Annotated in this window: 18 protein-coding genes; 11 read left to right on the top strand and 7 right to left on the bottom strand. The window is 66.7% G+C overall.

The genetic code is table 11. The annotated features are described in order from the left end of the window. From J1902_RS17625 to dhaM, 5 genes are all read left to right on the top strand, one after another. Positions 1–1,799, top strand: a 1,799-nt coding sequence (locus J1902_RS17625) for an ATP-dependent Clp protease ATP-binding subunit (RefSeq protein ID WP_207617683.1), incomplete at its 5' end; no start/stop codon positions are given. A gap of 174 nt (positions 1,800–1,973) precedes the next feature. Continuing rightward, positions 1,974–2,483 carry an amino-acid N-acetyltransferase gene (locus J1902_RS17620; RefSeq protein ID WP_207617682.1) on the top strand — a complete coding sequence of 170 codons (510 nt, stop codon included), beginning with the start codon at positions 1,974–1,976 and terminating at the stop codon, positions 2,481–2,483. 517 nt (positions 2,484–3,000) lie between these two features. Further along, positions 3,001–4,002, top strand: coding sequence for a dihydroxyacetone kinase subunit DhaK (gene dhaK, locus J1902_RS17615; protein ID WP_207617681.1), 1,002 nt, complete (start codon positions 3,001–3,003; stop codon positions 4,000–4,002). A gap of 2 nt (positions 4,003–4,004) precedes the next feature. Further along, positions 4,005–4,670, top strand: coding sequence for a dihydroxyacetone kinase subunit DhaL (dhaL, locus tag J1902_RS17610; RefSeq protein WP_207617680.1), 666 nt, complete (start codon positions 4,005–4,007; stop codon positions 4,668–4,670). Next, positions 4,667–5,356 (top strand): dihydroxyacetone kinase phosphoryl donor subunit DhaM, encoded by a 690-nt coding sequence (gene dhaM / locus J1902_RS17605; protein ID WP_207617679.1) that lies wholly within the window; start codon positions 4,667–4,669, stop codon positions 5,354–5,356. Before dhaL ends, dhaM begins: the two co-directional genes overlap by 4 nt. Here dhaM and J1902_RS17600 read toward each other — a convergent pair. From J1902_RS17600 to J1902_RS19940, 3 genes are all read right to left on the bottom strand, one after another. Then, positions 5,353–5,832, bottom strand: coding sequence for a hypothetical protein (locus J1902_RS17600; RefSeq protein WP_207617678.1), 480 nt, complete (start codon positions 5,830–5,832; stop codon positions 5,353–5,355). The two genes, dhaM and J1902_RS17600, sit on opposite strands and share 4 nt — an antisense overlap. A gap of 112 nt (positions 5,833–5,944) precedes the next feature. Continuing rightward, positions 5,945–6,907 (bottom strand): iron-sulfur binding domain-containing protein, encoded by a 963-nt coding sequence (locus J1902_RS17595; protein ID WP_372434589.1) that lies wholly within the window; start codon positions 6,905–6,907, stop codon positions 5,945–5,947. 102 nt (positions 6,908–7,009) lie between these two features. Then, positions 7,010–7,237: a transposase gene (locus tag J1902_RS19940; RefSeq protein WP_372434588.1), complete on the bottom strand. Its 228-nt coding sequence runs from the start codon at positions 7,235–7,237 to the stop codon at positions 7,010–7,012. Positions 7,238–7,282: 45 nt separating this feature from the next. Here J1902_RS19940 and J1902_RS17585 point away from each other — a divergent pair, with 45 nt between their 5' ends. Both J1902_RS17585 and J1902_RS17580 read left to right on the top strand, forming a co-directional pair. Beyond that, positions 7,283–8,518: an RNA-guided endonuclease InsQ/TnpB family protein gene (locus J1902_RS17585; RefSeq protein ID WP_207617675.1), complete on the top strand. Its 1,236-nt coding sequence runs from the start codon at positions 7,283–7,285 to the stop codon at positions 8,516–8,518. A 315-nt stretch (positions 8,519–8,833) separates the two neighbouring features. Beyond that, a complete protein-coding gene (locus tag J1902_RS17580; protein WP_307794486.1) occupies positions 8,834–9,412 on the top strand; it encodes a hypothetical protein in 579 nt (192 codons plus the stop codon). A 27-nt stretch (positions 9,413–9,439) separates the two neighbouring features. Here J1902_RS17580 and disA read toward each other — a convergent pair whose 3' ends face one another. Beyond that, positions 9,440–10,516 carry a DNA integrity scanning diadenylate cyclase DisA gene (gene disA, locus J1902_RS17575; RefSeq protein ID WP_207617673.1) on the bottom strand — a complete coding sequence of 359 codons (1,077 nt, stop codon included), beginning with the start codon at positions 10,514–10,516 and terminating at the stop codon, positions 9,440–9,442. 479 nt (positions 10,517–10,995) lie between these two features. Here disA and J1902_RS17570 point away from each other — a divergent pair, with 479 nt between their 5' ends. Next, positions 10,996–11,445 (top strand): hypothetical protein, encoded by a 450-nt coding sequence (locus J1902_RS17570; protein WP_207617672.1) that lies wholly within the window; start codon positions 10,996–10,998, stop codon positions 11,443–11,445. 254 nt (positions 11,446–11,699) lie between these two features. Beyond that, positions 11,700–13,313: a peptide chain release factor 3 gene (locus J1902_RS17565; protein WP_207617671.1), complete on the top strand. Its 1,614-nt coding sequence runs from the start codon at positions 11,700–11,702 to the stop codon at positions 13,311–13,313. Between the two features lie 22 nt (positions 13,314–13,335). On the opposite strand, the gene J1902_RS17560 is transcribed toward J1902_RS17565, so the two are convergent. The 3 genes from J1902_RS17560 to J1902_RS17550 form a co-directional block, all read right to left on the bottom strand. After that, positions 13,336–13,959, bottom strand: a complete 624-nt coding sequence (locus tag J1902_RS17560) for a Pr6Pr family membrane protein (protein WP_207617670.1) — start codon at positions 13,957–13,959, stop codon at positions 13,336–13,338. 62 nt (positions 13,960–14,021) lie between these two features. After that, positions 14,022–15,395 (bottom strand): DNA repair protein RadA, encoded by a 1,374-nt coding sequence (gene radA / locus J1902_RS17555; RefSeq protein ID WP_207617669.1) that lies wholly within the window; start codon positions 15,393–15,395, stop codon positions 14,022–14,024. Positions 15,396–15,430: 35 nt separating this feature from the next. Next, positions 15,431–15,871, bottom strand: coding sequence for an Lrp/AsnC family transcriptional regulator (locus J1902_RS17550; protein WP_207617668.1), 441 nt, complete (start codon positions 15,869–15,871; stop codon positions 15,431–15,433). Between the two features lie 80 nt (positions 15,872–15,951). Here J1902_RS17550 and J1902_RS17545 point away from each other — a divergent pair, with 80 nt between their 5' ends. Further along, positions 15,952–16,683 carry an AzlC family ABC transporter permease gene (locus tag J1902_RS17545; protein ID WP_207617667.1) on the top strand — a complete coding sequence of 244 codons (732 nt, stop codon included), beginning with the start codon at positions 15,952–15,954 and terminating at the stop codon, positions 16,681–16,683. Beyond that, entirely contained in the window at positions 16,676–17,002 is a 327-nt protein-coding gene (locus tag J1902_RS17540; RefSeq protein WP_207617666.1) for a branched-chain amino acid transporter permease, read from the top strand. Before J1902_RS17545 ends, J1902_RS17540 begins: the two co-directional genes overlap by 8 nt. Positions 17,003–17,005 lie beyond the last annotated feature (3 nt).

The following is a 17,005-nucleotide window of genomic DNA, read 5'->3' as shown; positions in this document are numbered from 1 at the left end:
TCGTCCGCGGCGATGTCCCGGAGACCATCAAGGACAAGCAGCTGTACACGCTTGACCTCGGTTCCCTGGTTGCCGGCTCGCGGTACCGCGGTGACTTCGAAGAGCGCCTCAAGAAGGTCCTCAAGGAAATCCGCACCCGCGGCGACATCATCCTTTTCATCGACGAAATCCACACCCTCGTCGGCGCCGGCGCTGCTGAGGGTGCCATCGACGCCGCATCCATCCTTAAGCCGATGCTTGCCCGTGGCGAGCTGCAGACCATCGGCGCCACCACGCTTGACGAGTACCGCAAGCACATCGAGAAGGACGCCGCGCTGGAGCGCCGCTTCCAGCCGATCCAGGTCAAGGAGCCATCCGTCGCGCACGCGATCGAGATCCTCAAGGGCCTGCGTGACCGCTACGAGGCACACCACCGCGTAACGATCACCGACGGCGCCCTCACCTCCGCTGCTACCCTCGCCGAGCGCTACATTTCGGACCGCTTCCTGCCGGACAAGGCGATCGACCTGATCGACGAGGCGGGCGCGCGCCTGCGCATCCGCCGCATGACCGCTCCGCCGGAGCTCAAGGCCATGGACGAGCGCATCGCCGCGGTGAAGTTGGAGAAGGAATCCGCCATCGACGCCCAGGACTTCGAAGGCGCCGCCTCGCTGCGCGACAAGGAGCAGAAGCTCATTGCCGAGCGTGCCGAGAAGGAACGCAACTGGAAGTCTGGCGGCATGGACGACGTCTCCGAGGTTGACGAGGACCTGATCGCGGAAGTTCTGGCGAACTCCACGGGCATCCCGGTCTTCAAGCTCACCGAGGAAGAGTCCAGCCGACTGCTCAAGATGGAAGTCGAACTGCACAAGCGCGTGGTGGGCCAGGACGAGGCCATCAGGGCACTCTCTCAGGCAATCCGCCGCACCCGTGCAGGCCTGAAGGACCCCAAGCGTCCCGGCGGCTCGTTCATCTTTGCCGGCCCCACCGGCGTGGGCAAGACCGAACTGGCCAAGGCGCTCGCCGAGTTCCTGTTCGGTGAAGAGGACGCCCTCATCACCTTGGACATGTCCGAGTACTCCGAGAAGCACACGGTTTCGCGTCTCTTCGGTGCCCCTCCCGGATACGTCGGCTACGAGGAGGGCGGCCAGCTGACCGAGAAGGTCCGGCGTCGTCCGTTCTCCGTGGTCCTGTTCGACGAAGTGGAAAAGGCCCACGCGGATCTCTTCAACTCACTGCTGCAGATCCTGGAAGACGGCCGACTGACCGACTCCCAGGGCCGCGTGGTGGACTTCAAGAACACCGTGATCATCATGACCACCAATCTGGGTACCCGCGACATCTCCAAGAGCGTCGCAACGGGCTTCCAATCCGGCACGGACACCCAGACCGGCTACAACCGGATGCGTGCCCGGGTCACGGAAGAGCTCAAACAGCACTTCCGCCCCGAGTTCCTGAACCGCGTTGACGACGTTGTGGTGTTCCCGCAGCTGACGCAGGACGAGATCATCGAGATCGTGGACATGTTCGTGGCCCGGCTGGAGAAGCGCCTCAAGGACAAGGACATGGGCATCGAGCTCACTACGGCCGCCAAGGTCCTCCTGGCCACCCGCGGCTACGATCCCGCCATGGGTGCCCGGCCGCTGCGCCGCACCATCCAGCGCGAGATCGAGGACCAGCTCTCCGAGAAGATCCTGTTCGGCGAGCTGCACGCCGGCGACATCGTGGTGGTGGACGTTGACGGCGCCGGCGACGAAGCGAAGTTCACCTTCGCAGGCAACGCCAAGCCGCGCATCCCGGAGATTGCCCCGAGCGCCTAAGGATCCTGCCGCCTCGGCCAACGACGTAAAGCCCCGCCCGTTCCGCAAGGAGTGGGCGGGGCTTTTGCGTTCGCGGCGTGGTGGAACACTTCTTGGCCACGCAGGTCCTGGGCGAGCACATCCCGGTCCCGGAGGAGCTGGGGCTGTAGGCGGCTGGCCTCGTAGGATGGGGGAGTGACTTCGACCTTCAGCCTCCGCCCTGCCCGCACCAGTGACGTGGCGGCCATTAAGAGGCTCGTGGCGCCCCTTGCCGAACAGCGGATCCTGATGGCCAAGGAAACCGTGGCCTACTACGAAAGCCTCCAGGAGTTCCGCATTGCCGAATCCGTCGACGGCGAGGTGATCGGCTGCGGGGCGCTCCACGTCATGTGGGAAGACCTGGCCGAGGTCCGCACCCTGGCCGCCGCCGACAGCTGGCGCGGCAAAGGTGTGGGCCACGTGCTGGTGGCACGCCTGCTCGAGGACGCGAAGGCCCTGGGCGTCTCCCGGGTCTTCTGCCTGACCTTCGAGGTGGACTTCTTCAAGCGCCACGGCTTCGAGGTCATGGAAGACCAATCGGCAGTGGACCCCGAGGTGTACTCCGAACTCCTGCGCTCCCATGACGAAGGCGTGGCCGAATTCCTGGACCTGGCCCGCGTCAAGCCCAACACCCTCGGCAACACCCGGATGATCAGGATTCTCTAGTCCCCGCAGCCTGGGCGGTTCCGTCCTCCCGGCGTGACTCTCTGTTGGGCGGAAATGACGCAAGGGCTTCACATATATCAACTTGATGGATAAACTGGTTGCGGTTCCCACTTCAATGGTGACCAGCCCAGCTTGGGAGGCAACGATGCAAGACCGTGTCATTTTTCCGGATTTTTCAGCGTTCCAGATTGAGATTCCCCACGAAGTGCCCGAGGCCCACGCGCCAGGGAAAGCGGCTGGATGGCAGAACCTCTGCTCTCCCATCTGGCCCGATCGCACCGCAACATAGCTCCTGCAACGCAGAGCCCGCGGGGTACACCCGGCGGAGATCCGGCACAGCTACGGCGCCGATGCGGCAGGGGTGAAGTTTGCGGAAGGGACAGTCATTGGGGGCTGTCCCTTCCGCCATTCAACGTAGGGGATCCGTCCGGGGCGACGGCTGCCGGCCCGGCTCTACCGCACTCCCGGTGCTGGTAGTAGGGTCGAGGCACCAGCCCAGCACCCCAGGAGCAGCGCCATGAAAAAGCTCATCAACGATCCCCGAGCGGTGGTGGACGAGTCCGTCGAGGGTTTCGGCATGGCACACGCCGACCTCGTGGATGTCCACCCAGAACCTAAATTCGTCATCCGCAAGGGGGCGCCGGTGGCCGGCAAAGTCGCACTGGTGTCCGGCGGCGGCAGCGGGCATGAGCCCCTGCACGCAGGTTTTGTTGGCCCCGGAATGCTCGACGCCGCCGTGCCGGGCGCCGTCTTCACCTCACCGACGCCTGACCAGATCATTCCGGCCACGATGGCCGTCGACGGCGGGGCCGGCGTGGTGCACATCGTCAAGAACTACACCGGCGACGTCCTGAACTTCGAAACGGCGGCCGAGATGGCCCAGGCCGAGGGCGTCAGCGTCCGGACCGTGCTGGTGAACGACGACGTTGCGGTCGAGGATTCCCTGTACACGGCAGGCCGCCGCGGCGTGGGCGGAACCGTGATGGTGGAGAAGATTGCCGGTGCCGCCGCGGAACGTGGCGACGCCCTGGACGCCGTCACCGAGATTGCCGAGCGCGTGGTCCGGAACGTCCGCACCATGGGCGTGGCGCTGACCGGCTGCATCGTTCCACACGCCGGCGTTCCCAGTTTCGAGCTGGCAGAGGACGAGATCGAGATCGGCATCGGCATCCACGGAGAGCCGGGCAGGCACCGGATCGCGATGGAAGGCGCCGACGCCATCACCGGCCGGCTCCTGGACCCGGTAATGGAAGACCTAGGTATCACCGCTGGAGACAAGGTGCTGCTCTTCGTGAACGGCATGGGCGGCACGCCCCTGAGCGAGCTCTACATCGTCTACCGCCGGGCTGCGCAGCTGCTCGCCGAGAAGGGCGCCACGGTGGAGCGCTCGCTGGTGGGCAACTACGTCACGTCGCTGGAAATGCAGGGCTGCTCCATCACGGTCCTCCGCCTGGACGACGAACTCGCGGCCCTCTGGGATGCGCCCGTGCACACGGCCGCCCTGCGTTGGGGAAGGTAGGCGTGGGGCTGGGCCTTGCCTGGGCGGTGGAATGGCTGCGGCTGTCCGCTGGGCTCATGGAAGAACACCGCACCGAGCTCATTGAGCTGGACCGGCCAATCGGCGATTCCGACCACGGCGAAAACATGGACCGCGGCTTCAGGGCCGTGCTCCAGAAGCTGCAGGACGCCCCGCCCGCATCCCCGGGCGCGGCACTGAAGCTGGCCGCCATGACGCTCATGTCCACGGTGGGCGGGGCCGCCGGGCCGCTGTACGGTACCGCCTACCTGCGCGCCGCCACGTCGATCGGCGATGCCGCCGAGCTGGACGCAGCCGCGCTCGCAGCCGCCCTGGCGGCCGCCCGGGACGGCATCGTGGCCCGCGGAAAGGCCGAAAGCGGTGACAAGACCATGGTGGATGCCTGGACCCCGGCGGTGGAAGCAGCAGAAGCGGCCGCGGCAGGCGGGGACACCACCGCTGTACTGATGGCGGCCGCGGAGGCTGCGGAAGCGGGGGCGGTGGCCACGGATCCGCTGGTCGCCCGCAAGGGCAGGGCAAGCTACCTTGGGGAGCGCAGCGCCGGGCACCGGGACCCCGGCGCCGCGTCCAGCGCGCTGCTGCTGCGTGCTGCGGCGACGGCCGCCGCTTCCCCGGAGTCTGCGGGCGCAGCCGGGAACGGCGCCGCATGACGGTTGGGATCGTTGTGGTCTCCCACAGCGGCAAGATCGCCGAGGGGGCCGTGGAACTTGCAGCCCAGATGGCTCCCGACGTCGTACTTCTCGCCGCCGGGGGCACGGACGACGAGCGGATCGGCACCAGCCTCGAGAAGGTGCTGGCCGCCGTCGAGCATTCACTGGCCGGAGCGGCAGGCGACGGCGTGGTGGTGCTGACCGACCTTGGTTCGGCGGTGATGACGGCCGAGTCCGCCGTCGAATTCTGCTCCCAGCCCGAAGCCGTCCTGCTGGCCGACGCGCCGCTGGTGGAGGGCCTGGTGGCCGCTGCCGTTGCCGCGCAGGGAGGTGCCGGCGTCGAGGATGTACGCAAGGCTGCGGAGGCGGTTGGCTTCGGCGGCAGCTCGTCCGGGCCCACGGATGCCGAAGCCGCAGGCGCCGGAGAGCCAGCGGTGCTGGGCGAGTTCGAGCTCATCAACCCACTGGGGATGCATGCCCGCCCTGCCGCGAAAATCGCCGGCGGCCTGGCCTCCCTCGACGCCGAAGCGACCGTCAACGGCGTCGAAGGCACCTCGATAATGGGGCTCATGACGCTCGCGGTGGGGCAGGGCGGGACGCTTCGTGTGGAAGCGCGCGGCAAGGACGCGGCCAAGGCCGTGGACTATGTGCGCCGTCTGGCGGCGGAGGGCTTCGGGGAAATCTAGCGCTGCCGGAGTCCCGCGGCGTCCAGCTCCAGGCTGGCCGTGATGAACTTGCCACACTGTTCGCCGTAGGGATAGTTTGCCTTCGGCGTGAAGGTGATGGTCCGTGTAGGCAGGGGGTTGCCGTCCGGGCCGGTGCCGCTTGCCGTGGCGTCAATGGGTGATTCGCTCAAGTTCGGGAGGAACAAGTGGCCGACGCGGGTGCCGTCGGGTGAGGACGTGGCCGAGCACATGCCGTCCGGCCGGCAGCCCTGGTCGATGGAGACGTATCCGGGCATCAGCTCCAAATCCTCTTCCTCGCACGCGCCGTCCTGGCAGGCCTTCAAGTGAAGGGACGCCACGGCGGGAACGTAGCTGGCCGCGATGGTCACGGTGACCACGGGGGCCATCGCAATGGCAGGGCACGGGACGGGCTGCGGCTGGCACCCGGGGAACAGCGCCGTCGTCATCAAAGCCGCAGCCAATCCGAACCTGCCCATGCCTCAGGGTAAGCCGCCGGCCCCGGCACGCACACGGCACCGGTAGAAACGGCGGCCACATTGTTATGGCCGGCGGGGGCCGTTGCCGAAGCGATATCCGCCCGGCGGTGCCTCAGGCCGGAAGCTGCAGCCCGCCGTCGTGCAGTTCCGCGAGACCGTCGCGCAGCAGGCCGTCCAGGGCGCGGCCAAGCTGTTGGGGCGCCGAGTTGAGGCGGTGCAGCGCCGCAAGCGGAACCCCGACGCCGGAGGGCGCGAAGCCGAGATCGGCCGGCGCGTGCTCGAACATCTCGCGCGGAACGGGGGCGTCAGCTTCGCGGAGGACGGCCATCACGGCGCCGCGGACCTGCCGATCGGTGCCGTGCCAGGCCTGGCCCTTGGGCGTGTACGACGGCGGTGGCTCACCGGCGGCGAGCCAGGCGCAGGACGCGCGGACGGGGCATTCGGCGCATTTGGGCGAGCGGGCCGTGCAGACCACCGCGCCGAGCTCCATGACCGAGGCGTTCCAGCGCACGGAGAGGGAAGTGTCGTGCGGCAGCAGGGCCTCGGCCAGGCGCATTTCGGCCGCCGTGAGCGACTGCGCCGGAAGGGCGTGGCCGGAAACCAGGCGGGCGTGGACCCGGCGGATGTTGGTGTCCACCACTGTTTCGCGCTGCCCGTAGGCGAAAGCAGCCACCGCGGCGGCCGTGTAGTCGCCCACCCCGGGGAGGCTGAGCAGCTCGTGGTGCGTGCCCGGCACCGCTCCGCCGTGCTGCTCCTGGATGGCGACGGCGGCCGCGTGCAGCCGAAGGGCCCTGCGCGGGTACCCGAGCCGGCCCCAGTGCCGGACGGCTTCGCCGGCGGGTTCCTTGGCCAGGTGTGCCGGGGTGGGCCAGCGCTGCATCCAGTCCTCCCAGACGGGCAGGACGCGGACCACCGGCGTCTGCTGCAGCATGACCTCGCTGACCAGGATGCCCCACGGGCTGCAGTCCGGCGACCGCCACGGCAGCTCGCGGGCCGATTCGGCGAACCAGCCATCCAGGGCGTGGTGGAGTCCGGCCAGGTCCGTGGCGCCGGGCTGTGTGGCGCTGGGCACCATGGTTCCGGGCGGTGTCATGCGTTGCTTCTCTCGGGTTTCTGGCTGCTGCGGCTTGGGTGCCGCCTTGGGTGCTGTGCGGTTGCTCGTGCCGCCGCGCTGCCATCAACTGTAGTGGAACGGCCTGCGGATGACCGGTGACTGGTAGCACGCAAGCCTGCCTTTCAGGGCGGGGGAGCCAGCTAAATCCAGTGGTTCGAGGATGGAGCACACGTTGCGCATGGTGGTTTCGCAGGCGGTGAGCATCTGATTGTTGAAGACCCGGCGCCGGTATTTGGTTACGAACACTGGGTGTTTCGTGCAGGAGCTTTCCGCTGTGGCGGGTGCGCAGATAGGTGGCGGTGTTAATTGTCCGCCCCTCTGTTTATCGTCGGTTGTGTGAGTATTCGGCAGCGGTTATACCCGACAGCCGGCCAGGCAGCCGGGCTGATGGAGCACTGCCATCATGCCCGCTTCGTGTTCAATATCGGCTTGGAGCAGAGGTCGATGTGGCGTCGGGATAAGCATCTGCGGGGCCCGTTGAGCGCACCAAGGGTGAACACCGCGACGCAGATGCGCGAACTCGCCGAACTCCGGGGCGAGGCGGAATGGCTGCGGGCAGGGTCCTCCTCGGTGCAGCAGGCCGCTTTGCGGGACCTGGACCGCGCCTTTGGGAATTTCTTTGCCGGCCGTGCGAAGTACCCGAAGTTTAAACGGCGTTCCGACCGTGAAGGTTCGTTCGTGATCCGGGACCTGTCGGTGCGGCGGCTCAACCGCAAATGGGGTGAGGTGATGGTTCCCAAGATCGGTCGGGTGCGGTTCCGGATCAGCCGTGACTGGGTGCAGATCACGTCCGCGTCGTCCGCGCGGGTCACCCACCAAAACGGCGCCTGGCATGTAGCGTTCACAACACCGGCCCCCGCCCGGCGGATGGCCGCCACCGGAGCCGCGGTAGGGATCGACAGGGACGTGGCCAATACTCTGGCGCTCAGTGACGGGCGCATGTTCCAGGCCCCTTCGCTCACGACCGGGGAGCAGAGCCGGTTTGTCCGGTTGCAACAAAGGCTTTCGCGACAGCAGAAGGACTCCCGGCGTCGGGGAAAGACCCTGGAGAAGCTGGCTGTGCTGCGGCGCAGGCTCGAGGCCCGTCGTTCCGATTGGCTTGAGCAGACCACAACAACACTTGCCAGAACTCACGGCCTGATAGCCGTCGAAGACTTACGGATCCGAAACATGGTCCGCCGGCCCAAACCGAAACCAGACCCCGAAACCCCAACCGTTTTCCTGCCGAACGGGGCGCGGGCGAAGGCCGGGCTGAACAGGGCGATCCTGGCCTCGGCGTGGGGGCGTTTCCTCACCCGGCTGGAACATAAAATGCCCGAAGGAAATCTCCTGCGGGTCGATCCGAAGAACACCAGTCGAACGTGTGCCGCCTGCGGGCATTGCGCACCGGGGAACCGCGAGAGCCAAGCGGTCTTCGAGTGCCAAGCCTGCGGACACGAAGCACACGCCGACACCAACGCCGCGATCGTCATACTCGACCGCGCACTGAGAACCACAACGGCCGCAGGACATGCGGTATCAGGGCGCACAAGCCCAGCTTCGGCTGGCAGCGCCAACCAACTGGCCGCCTAGCGGCCAGGAATCCCCGGGCTTCAGTCCGGGGAGGATGTCAAGCACGTCATACTGGGCCGGATTGGCCCGCAGCGGCGTGGTGAAGGGGCACCCGGCCCGCCGCGTGCCTAGCCTAGAAACATGGTCAAACAGGGCAATCAGGAACCGTCCGGGCGCAAGAAAGCGCCGGCGAAAAGCCCTGCCCGGGCCGTGAAGCCGGCCGCCGGAGTCAGCCGGTCTTCCGCGAAGTCCGGAACCCGGCCTCCCGCCAAGCCGGGAAACCGGCCGGGAACCCGACGGGCAAGTCCCGCCGTGTACCGGCGTCGGAGGCAGGTGGTGTTCGGGGCTCTTGTGCTCGTGATCGCACTGTTCGCAGGCGGGATCCTGGCGATCAGCAGCGCACTGGCGGGAAACCCCGGCGCCGATGCCGGCGCCTCCGGCGGCGACGTCCAGTCCACCCAGGCGCCAGCCGGCGGGACCACGCCCCTCGCCACGGCGGGCCAGGCCACGCCCACGCCCAGCGCCGTGTGCGACCTGAGCCTGGTGACCGTGGCCGCCGCGACGGACAAGCCCGCCTATGGTGCCGAAGAGCAGCCGGTGCTGATCATGAAGGTCACCAACGGCGGCACGGCGCCCTGCCAGGTGAACATGGGGACATCCCAGATGGAGTTCCTGGTGATGAGCGGCGCGGACCGGATCTTCTCCTCGAGGGACTGCCAGGCAGCCAGCGAGGACCTGGTCAAGACCATCGCGCCGGGCGCGAGCGAAACCGGAAACTTCAAGTGGAAGCGCGACCGCACCGTGGAAGGGTGTACGGTGGTCGCCGCAAAGCCCGGCGCAGGCGGCGCAACTTACACCTTCGTGGCGCGGCTGGGGAACAAGACCAGCACCAAGGCGGTCTTCCAGCTCGGCTGAGAAGCGCGGGACACCCCTTGGCCCGATTTACAGGAAGCGGTCCAAGAGGCTGGCTTCGGCCATGCGGCTCAGGCCCTCGCGGACGGTGCGGGCGCGCTGGTCGCCGATGCCGTCCACGGTCATGAGGTCGTCGATGGTGGCCGCCATCAGGTTCTGCAGCCCGCCGAAGTAGTCCACCAGGCGGTCGGCCACCGCCTTGGGAACCGAGGTGAGTCCGGACAGGAGCCGGTAGCCGCGGGGCTGCACCACGGTGTCCAACAGGTCCACCCCGCCGGAGAAGCCCATGATCCCCGCGATCTTGGCGAGGTCGATCAGCTCCGTGGAGTCCAGGTTGAGCAGCGCCTGCACGGCTTCTTCGATCTCCTCCGGCGTGGCGTCGGGATCGGCGTAGTCGCGGATGATGACGTCGCTGCCCGGGCCGCGGCCCATGGTGAGTTCCTCGACCTGGAGGGACAGCAGGCGTCCGTCCTCGCCGAGTTCCAGGACGTACTGGGCGATTTCCTCGGAGATGCGGCGCACCATTTCCTGGCGCTGCAGGGTGACCGCGACGTCGCGCACGGTGACCATGGCTTCGATTTCCAGTGCGGAGAGTGAACTGGTCACCTGGTCCAGCCTGGCGCTGTAGCGTTCCAGCGTGGCCAGGGCCTGGTTGGCGCGGGCAAGGACCTTCTCGGAACCTTCCAGGACGTGCCGGAGCCCGTTCACGTACAGGGCGATGATCTGCATGGACTGGCTGACGGAGATGACGGGGACGCCGGTCTGGATGGCCACGCGCTCAGCCGTACGGTGCCGCGTGCCCGATTCCTGGGTTTCGATGCTGGAATCCGGCATCAGCTGCACGGCGGCCCGGAGGATGTTGCCGGCGTCCTTGTCGCAGATGATGGCGCCGTCCATCTTGGCCAGCTCGCGCAGGCGCGTGGGGGAAAAATCGATGCCGATGTCGAAGCCGCCGGAACAGATGGAGTCCACGGTGCGGTCCGAGCCGAGCACGATCAGGGCCCCGGTGCGGCCACGGAGGATGCGCTCCAGGCCGTCCCGCAGGGGAGTGCCGGGCGCAACCCTGCCCAGAGTCGCCTTGAGCGATTCTTCGGGGCTCCGAGCCATAGATGTTCCCTTCAAAGGTGCAAGCCATAGCTCGCAGACAAGCCTTGACAGCCAGGCTGCGGCGCCGGGAAAACGGCCCGGCAGCGGCTAGCACCATGATAGAGGGTCCCAGCAGCGTTAACCGCACCAGAAAGCCTTAAAGTGGCTCGTTTCTCCATGCAGAAAAGGCCGGGCAAAGTGCGGAACGTGGACATTGCCGGAGACATACATTGTGGCGGAGACGCGCCTGCCCGTCGGCGGGCCCATTGTTCGCTACAGTCCTTGAGTGCAGGGCCAGTCCGACAGAAAGAGGAACCCCTTTGAACCTGGAACACCCGGCTGCAGTAGAGTCTCTGTTTCCCGCATTTAGGCCTGGCGAAGACGAACGGGATTGGCAGCGTCGGGCCCGCAAGTATGTTCGGATCCATGCGCCCCGGCCGGCAAATCCCCGGGTTCGAAGGGCTCTGTACGGGTTCCGGGCCCGCATCCTGGTCCCGTTGGTGAGTATCCTTGCAGGAGTTGTCCTGGCAGCAATTGGCGCCTTCTCATTGGCAGGTGCAGGCGCGCTTTACTCTGAGGCTGCGGAGATCCGCAGCCTGCCCGTTGAGTCGCTTCGAATGAACGCCAAAGGCCAGGACGTCGGAGCCAACGTGCGGATTGCAGACGAAATTGTTCCCGTTGATTTTTCGGGGGTCGTACCCCACCAGCCCGGGGAGGTCTTGGAGATTCGATTCGTCCCTGGGAGTCATGGCCGTGCTGTAATGGCCAGCGTCAGCCGTGAGCAGTACGAGGGCGGTCAACGTGTCCTGTTGATGGTCGGCCTTGCCATGCTGGCCGTTGCGGCGTCCTGGCGTCCGTTTATCCGCCGGATGGCCGTCCGTAAATACATGCCCGACGCCTTGTCAGCCCTCCGGGTTGGAAGTCCGTTGCCTGAGCGGGTGGATTATTAGAGGTAAAGAAGGCCAACAACCGCACAGGCAAGCCCCAAAGTGCCCCATCCGGGGGTGTCCGGAAAGCGCTCCGGAACAGGCCCGACGGCGACTGGCCGGGAGGCACTTCCGACGCCGGGCCGGGATGCCGGAAGGCTCCTTTTCGGCGGTTGGCAGCCGCAACGATAAACTTGGTACTCGGCCTCCCGCCAGTCCCTCCCCCTAAGTCCCCGCCAAGCGCAAGGGGTCACCCGCACCGCAGCGAAAGTAGCACCGTGTCCCAAGACGTCCTGAACCCCGCACGAGTCCAAGAGATTCACCAAGAGGCGGCCCGGCGTCGTACTTTTGCCGTCATTTCGCACCCCGACGCCGGCAAGTCGACGCTCACGGAAGCGCTCGCCCTGCACGCCAAGGTCATCGGCACGGCAGGCGCGTCCAGCGGCAAGGCCAACCGCAAGGAAACGGTCTCGGACTGGATGCAGATGGAAAAGGACCGCGGCATCTCCATCAGCTCCGCGGCGCTGCAGTTCTCCTACCGGGACAGCGTGATCAACCTGCTGGACACCCCCGGCCACGCCGACTTCTCCGAAGACACCTACCGCGTCCTGGCCGCCGTGGACTGCGCCGTGATGCTGGTGGATGCCGCCAAGGGCCTGGAAACGCAGACCATGAAGCTCTTCGAGGTCTGCAAGCAGCGCAACCTCCCCATCATCACCGTCATCAACAAGTGGGACCGCCCCGGCCTGGACGCGCTCGCGTTGATGGACGAGATCACCGAACGCACCGGTCTGCAGCCGATGCCGCTGACCTGGGCCGTGGGCATCTCCGGCGACTTCCGCGGCGTCTGGGATCTGCGCAACGACCGGTTCGCGCGGTTCCAGCGCAACAACGCCGGCGCCAGCATCGCGCTGACCGAGTACTTCACTCCCGAAGAGGCCTCGGACAGCCAGGGTGTCGACTGGTCCAACGCCGTGGACGAGGCCGGACTCGTGATCGAGTCCAACCTTGAGTTCGACGTCGACGCCTTCCACGCGGGCACCGCCACCCCCATCCTGTTCAGCTCCGCCGCCCTGAACTTCGGCGTCAAGGAACTCCTGGACGTGCTGGTGGATTTCGCGCCGCACGCCGCACCCCGCCCTGACGTTGAGGGCAGCCCGCGCCCGGTGGAGTCGGCGTTCTCCGGCTTTGTCTTCAAGGTCCAGGCAGGCATGAACAAGGCCCACCGCGACCACGTCGCCTTCATCCGCGTGTGTTCGGGAGTCTTCGAGCGCGGCATGGTGGTGACGCAGACCCGGACGGGCAAGTCCTTTGCCACCAAGTACGCCCAGCAGGTCTTCGGCCGGGAACGCGAAGTGATCGACGAGGCCTACCCCGGCGACGTGGTGGGCCTGGTCAACGCCTCCACGCTGCGCGTGGGAGACAGCCTCTTCCTCGAAGGCGCGGTGGAGTACCCGGCCATCCCGCTCTTCGCCCCGGAACACTTCCAGGTGGCCCGATCCAAGGACCCCAGCAAGTTCAAGCAGTTCCGCCGAGGCATCGAGCAACTCGAACACGAAGGCGTCATCCAGGTCCTGCGCTCCGACCTCCGCGGCGACCAGTCGCCGGTGCTTGCCGCCGTGGGGCCCATGCAGTTCGAGGTGGTGGAGGACCGCATGGAACACGACTTCAACGCCCCGCTGCGGCTGGAACGCCTGCCGTATTCCATGGCCAGGATCTCCACGCCGGAAGCCATGCCTGCGCTGGCCAACGTGGTGGGCGCCGAGGTGCTGCTGAGGTCAGACGGCGAGTACCTGGCGCTGTTCAACGACATCTGGGCGCTGCGCCGGATCGAGAAGAACCACCCGGGCCTGACGCTGGTGCCGATCGGAACGCACAACCCGGCCAAGTAGCCTTGGTCGGCGCTGGTGGGCCTCAGTAGTCCACCTGTCGCTTGAGCTTGTTGCCGAGCCACAGCATGGCCAGGCTCACCAGCACGAAACCCACGGCAATGGACACGGCGAACACCACCACGCCGCCCCAGCCGCCGGCGCGTGCCGGGTCGATGAACCAGTAGGGGTACCAGTTCACGAAGGTGCCGCGGACGAGGCTGTAGACCAGGTAGGCGATGGGATACAGCAACCAGTACCAGAGGTGCTTCAGGGTGAGCGTGGCGCGCGGCGGCTGGAACAGCCAGTCAACCACCATCACCACGGGGATCACGTAGTGGACCACGATGTTGACCCACGGCACCATTGAGCCCAGATCCTCGCCGGCCAGGAGCGCGCCGAAGACAAGGCCCACCACGGCCATGGCGATGGTGGCGGTACCTCGAGTGGCGTCGTCCAATTCGCTGGGCCGCTTGTTGACCAGCACCCGGTAGCCGCTGATCAGGAGCACCGCCGCGGCGAACATGTTGGACAGGTTGGTGAAGTAGCTGAAGAAGTTCCAGGGGTCGAAGCCCAGTCCCAGATGGACAAGCAGCTGTGTTCCCACAGCCACCAACGTCAAGAGGCCGAAGAAAAAGCGTCCCCCAATAAGCACAGTTCTTTTGGTCATAGGCTAAATCTTCCGGAAACCGCGCCACCCGGCGCGAACGACACTCCGCAGCAGCGGAGGAGTTACGCGATCAGCAGCTCCAAGGCCTCGGCCAGATGCCCGACTTCCCGGACCGAGAACCCGTCGGGGACCGGACCGGACCCGTTGGGGCTCGCCGGCACCACGGCATGCGTGAAGCCGAGCCGGTGGGCTTCCTGGATGCGCTGGTTGATGCCGGGCACGGGACGGACTTCGCCGGCCAAGCCCACCTCGCCGAAGGCAATGAGCCGCTGCGGCAGCGCCTTGCGGGCCTTTGCGGAGGCGACGGCCAGGGCCACCGCGAGGTCCGTTGCCGGTTCGCTCAGCTTCACCCCGCCCACGGTGGCCACATAGGAGTCGTCCTTGTGCAGCAGGCAGCCCGCCCGCTGCTGCAGGACCGCCAGCAGCATGGAGACGCGGGAGCTGTCCAAGCCGCTGGTGGCGCGGCGGGGCTGGGAATTGGGGCTCTCGGCGAGCAGGGACTGGACCTCGGCCAGCAGGGGACGCCGGCCCTCCATGGTGACGGTGATGCAGGTGCCGGACACGGGTTCGCGGGTCCGCGAAACGAACAGCCCGCTGGGATCCGCCAGGCCCTCGATGCCGGCCTCATTGAGGTCGAAGCAGCCGACGTCGTCCGTGGCCCCGTAGCGGTTCTTCACGGCCCGCAGCAGCCGCAGCCGGGAGTGGCGCTCGCCTTCGAACTGGCAGACCACGTCCACGAGGTGTTCGAGCAGGCGCGGGCCTGCGATGGTTCCGTCCTTGGTCACGTGTCCCACCAGGAGCGTGGTCATGTTGCGGCGTTTGGCGGCGGCAATGATGGACGCAGCAACCTCGCGCACCTGCGAGACGCCGCCGGCACTGCCCTCCACGTCCGCGCTGCTGAGCGTCTGCACGGAGTCCACGATGAGCAGCTTGGGCTCAAGTTTCTCCACCTGGCCCAGTGCCTGGCCGAGGTCCGTTTCGGCGGACAGGTACAGGGTGTGCGCGACGGCGTCGATCCGGTCCGCGCGCAGCTTCACCTGGGCTGCCGACTCCTCGCCCGTGATGTACAGCACGTCCTGGCCGGTGCGCGCAAACTTCGCCGCGACGTCCAGCAGCAGGGTGGACTTGCCGACGCCGGGTTCCCCCGCGAGCAGGATGACGGCTCCGGGCACGAGTCCTCCGCCCAGGACGCGGTCGAGTTCGTCGACGCCAGTGGGAAGGAATGCGGCGGTTGTTCCATCTACCTCAGCGATACGGCGGGCTGGCTCCAAAACTGTAGCGGCCGCCGTCGTGCGCGCAACAGTGGCGCCGCTTTCCTCCACGGTTCCCCAGGCCTGGCACTCGCCGCAGCGGCCCACCCACTTGACCGCGGTCCAGCCGCATTCGGCGCACTTGTACGCGGGGGTCTTGGATGCGCGGGAAGTCTTGGTTGCCATGGGTTCAGGTTAGTGGAGGGGTACGACAACGTGGCTCAGTGGGCAGACTTGATGGTCTTCATGGTGAAGCGCGAGGCCACCTTCTGGATTCCGGGCAGGGTCAGGACGTGTCCGCTGAGGAACTCCTCATAGGCTTCCAAGTCGCGAACGGCGATCCTGACGAAGTAGTCGGGGGAGCCGAACATGCGGTGGATCTCCGTCACTTCCCCAAAGCCGGCCATGGCTTCCTCGAAGGCGTAGACGCTCTCCCGGTCGAAGGCGTTGATGTCGACGTCGAGGATGACTTCGAAGCTGCGGCCGAGCGCGGCGGGATCCACCACCGCCCGGTACCCGAGGATGGTTCCCGACTCCTCAAGCCGCTGCACGCGCCGCAGGCAGGGGCCAGGGGTGAGGTTCACCTTGTCGGCGAGATCCACGTTGGAAATGCGCCCGTCGCGCATAAGCTCCATAATTATTGCGCGATCGATCTTGTCCATGCGTTTATATTGCCCATCGAATCGGCGTGTGAGCAATATTGGCAATCGCGTGGCCCGGTCCTTCGGGGAGCATTGAAGATGTGAACAACCCCTCCCCGCCCATCGTTGCCCCACCGCCCATTCCCACGCCAAGCCAGGAAATCCGTTCGGGCATCAAGGATTCCTTCGCCGCCGGCCTGGGCATGTTTCCGCTCGGCATAGCCTTCGGCCTCCTGGTGGTCCAGTCCGGCCTGCCGTGGTGGGTGGCGCCCGCCCTGTCCGTGGCGGGATTCGCGGGTTCCCTTGAATTGCTGCTCATCGGGATGATGGCGGCCATGACACCTTTGGCGACGATCGCGCTGACAACGTTGCTGGTGAACTTCCGGCACGTCTTCTACAGCTTCACGTTTCCCCTGCACCTTGTGAATTCGCCGTGGGCCAAGGCCTATTCGGTCTACGCCATGATCGACGAGGCCTACGCCGTGACCGCGGCGTCGACTGGCCGATGGACGGGCCGCCGCCTTGTCAGCATGCAAGTGGCTTTCCAGGTGTACTGGGTGGGCGGCGGGCTCGCCGGGATCGGCATCGCGGCATTGCTGCCGGCCCGCATTGAAGGGCTCGAGTTCGCGCTGTGCGCTCTCTTCGTCACGTTGACGCTCGACGCCGTGAAGTCGCGCCGGCAGGTCCCCTCACTCATGCTGGGGGCTGCTGCGTTCATCGCTGCTGCGGTCCTAGTGCCCGACGTCGCGCTGTTCGCCGGACTGATGGCGTTCATCGCCCTGCTGATCGCACGCCACTTCCTGGCCGCCAGGAAAGGAATCCAGAATGCCTGAAACTTGGTACATCGTCTCTGTCCTGGCGGTCGTCTTCACCATTACCCTCGCGTTGCGGGCCCTCCCCTTCGCGGCCTTGCGACCGCTCCGGAAGTCAGCCCTGGTCCGGAATCTGTCGCTGTGGATGCCTGCCGGAATCCTCGTCATCCTGGCCGCTTCCACGCTGCGCAGCGAAGTTGTCGCCGATGCGGGACACCTGATGCCTGTCTGCGTCGCGGTGGCAGTCACCGTCGCCGCCCACTTCCTCGGCGGACGGCGAACGCTGCTCAGCGTCGGGCTGGGAACGCTGAGCTACGTGGCCCTCGTGAACCTGGTGTGACGC

Source organism: Arthrobacter cavernae (genome assembly GCF_017368795.1).
Lineage (GTDB): Bacteria > Actinomycetota > Actinomycetes > Actinomycetales > Micrococcaceae > Arthrobacter > Arthrobacter cavernae.
The sequence above is the reverse complement of the archived record's forward strand: the minus strand, read 5'-3'. Positions and strand labels throughout refer to the sequence as shown.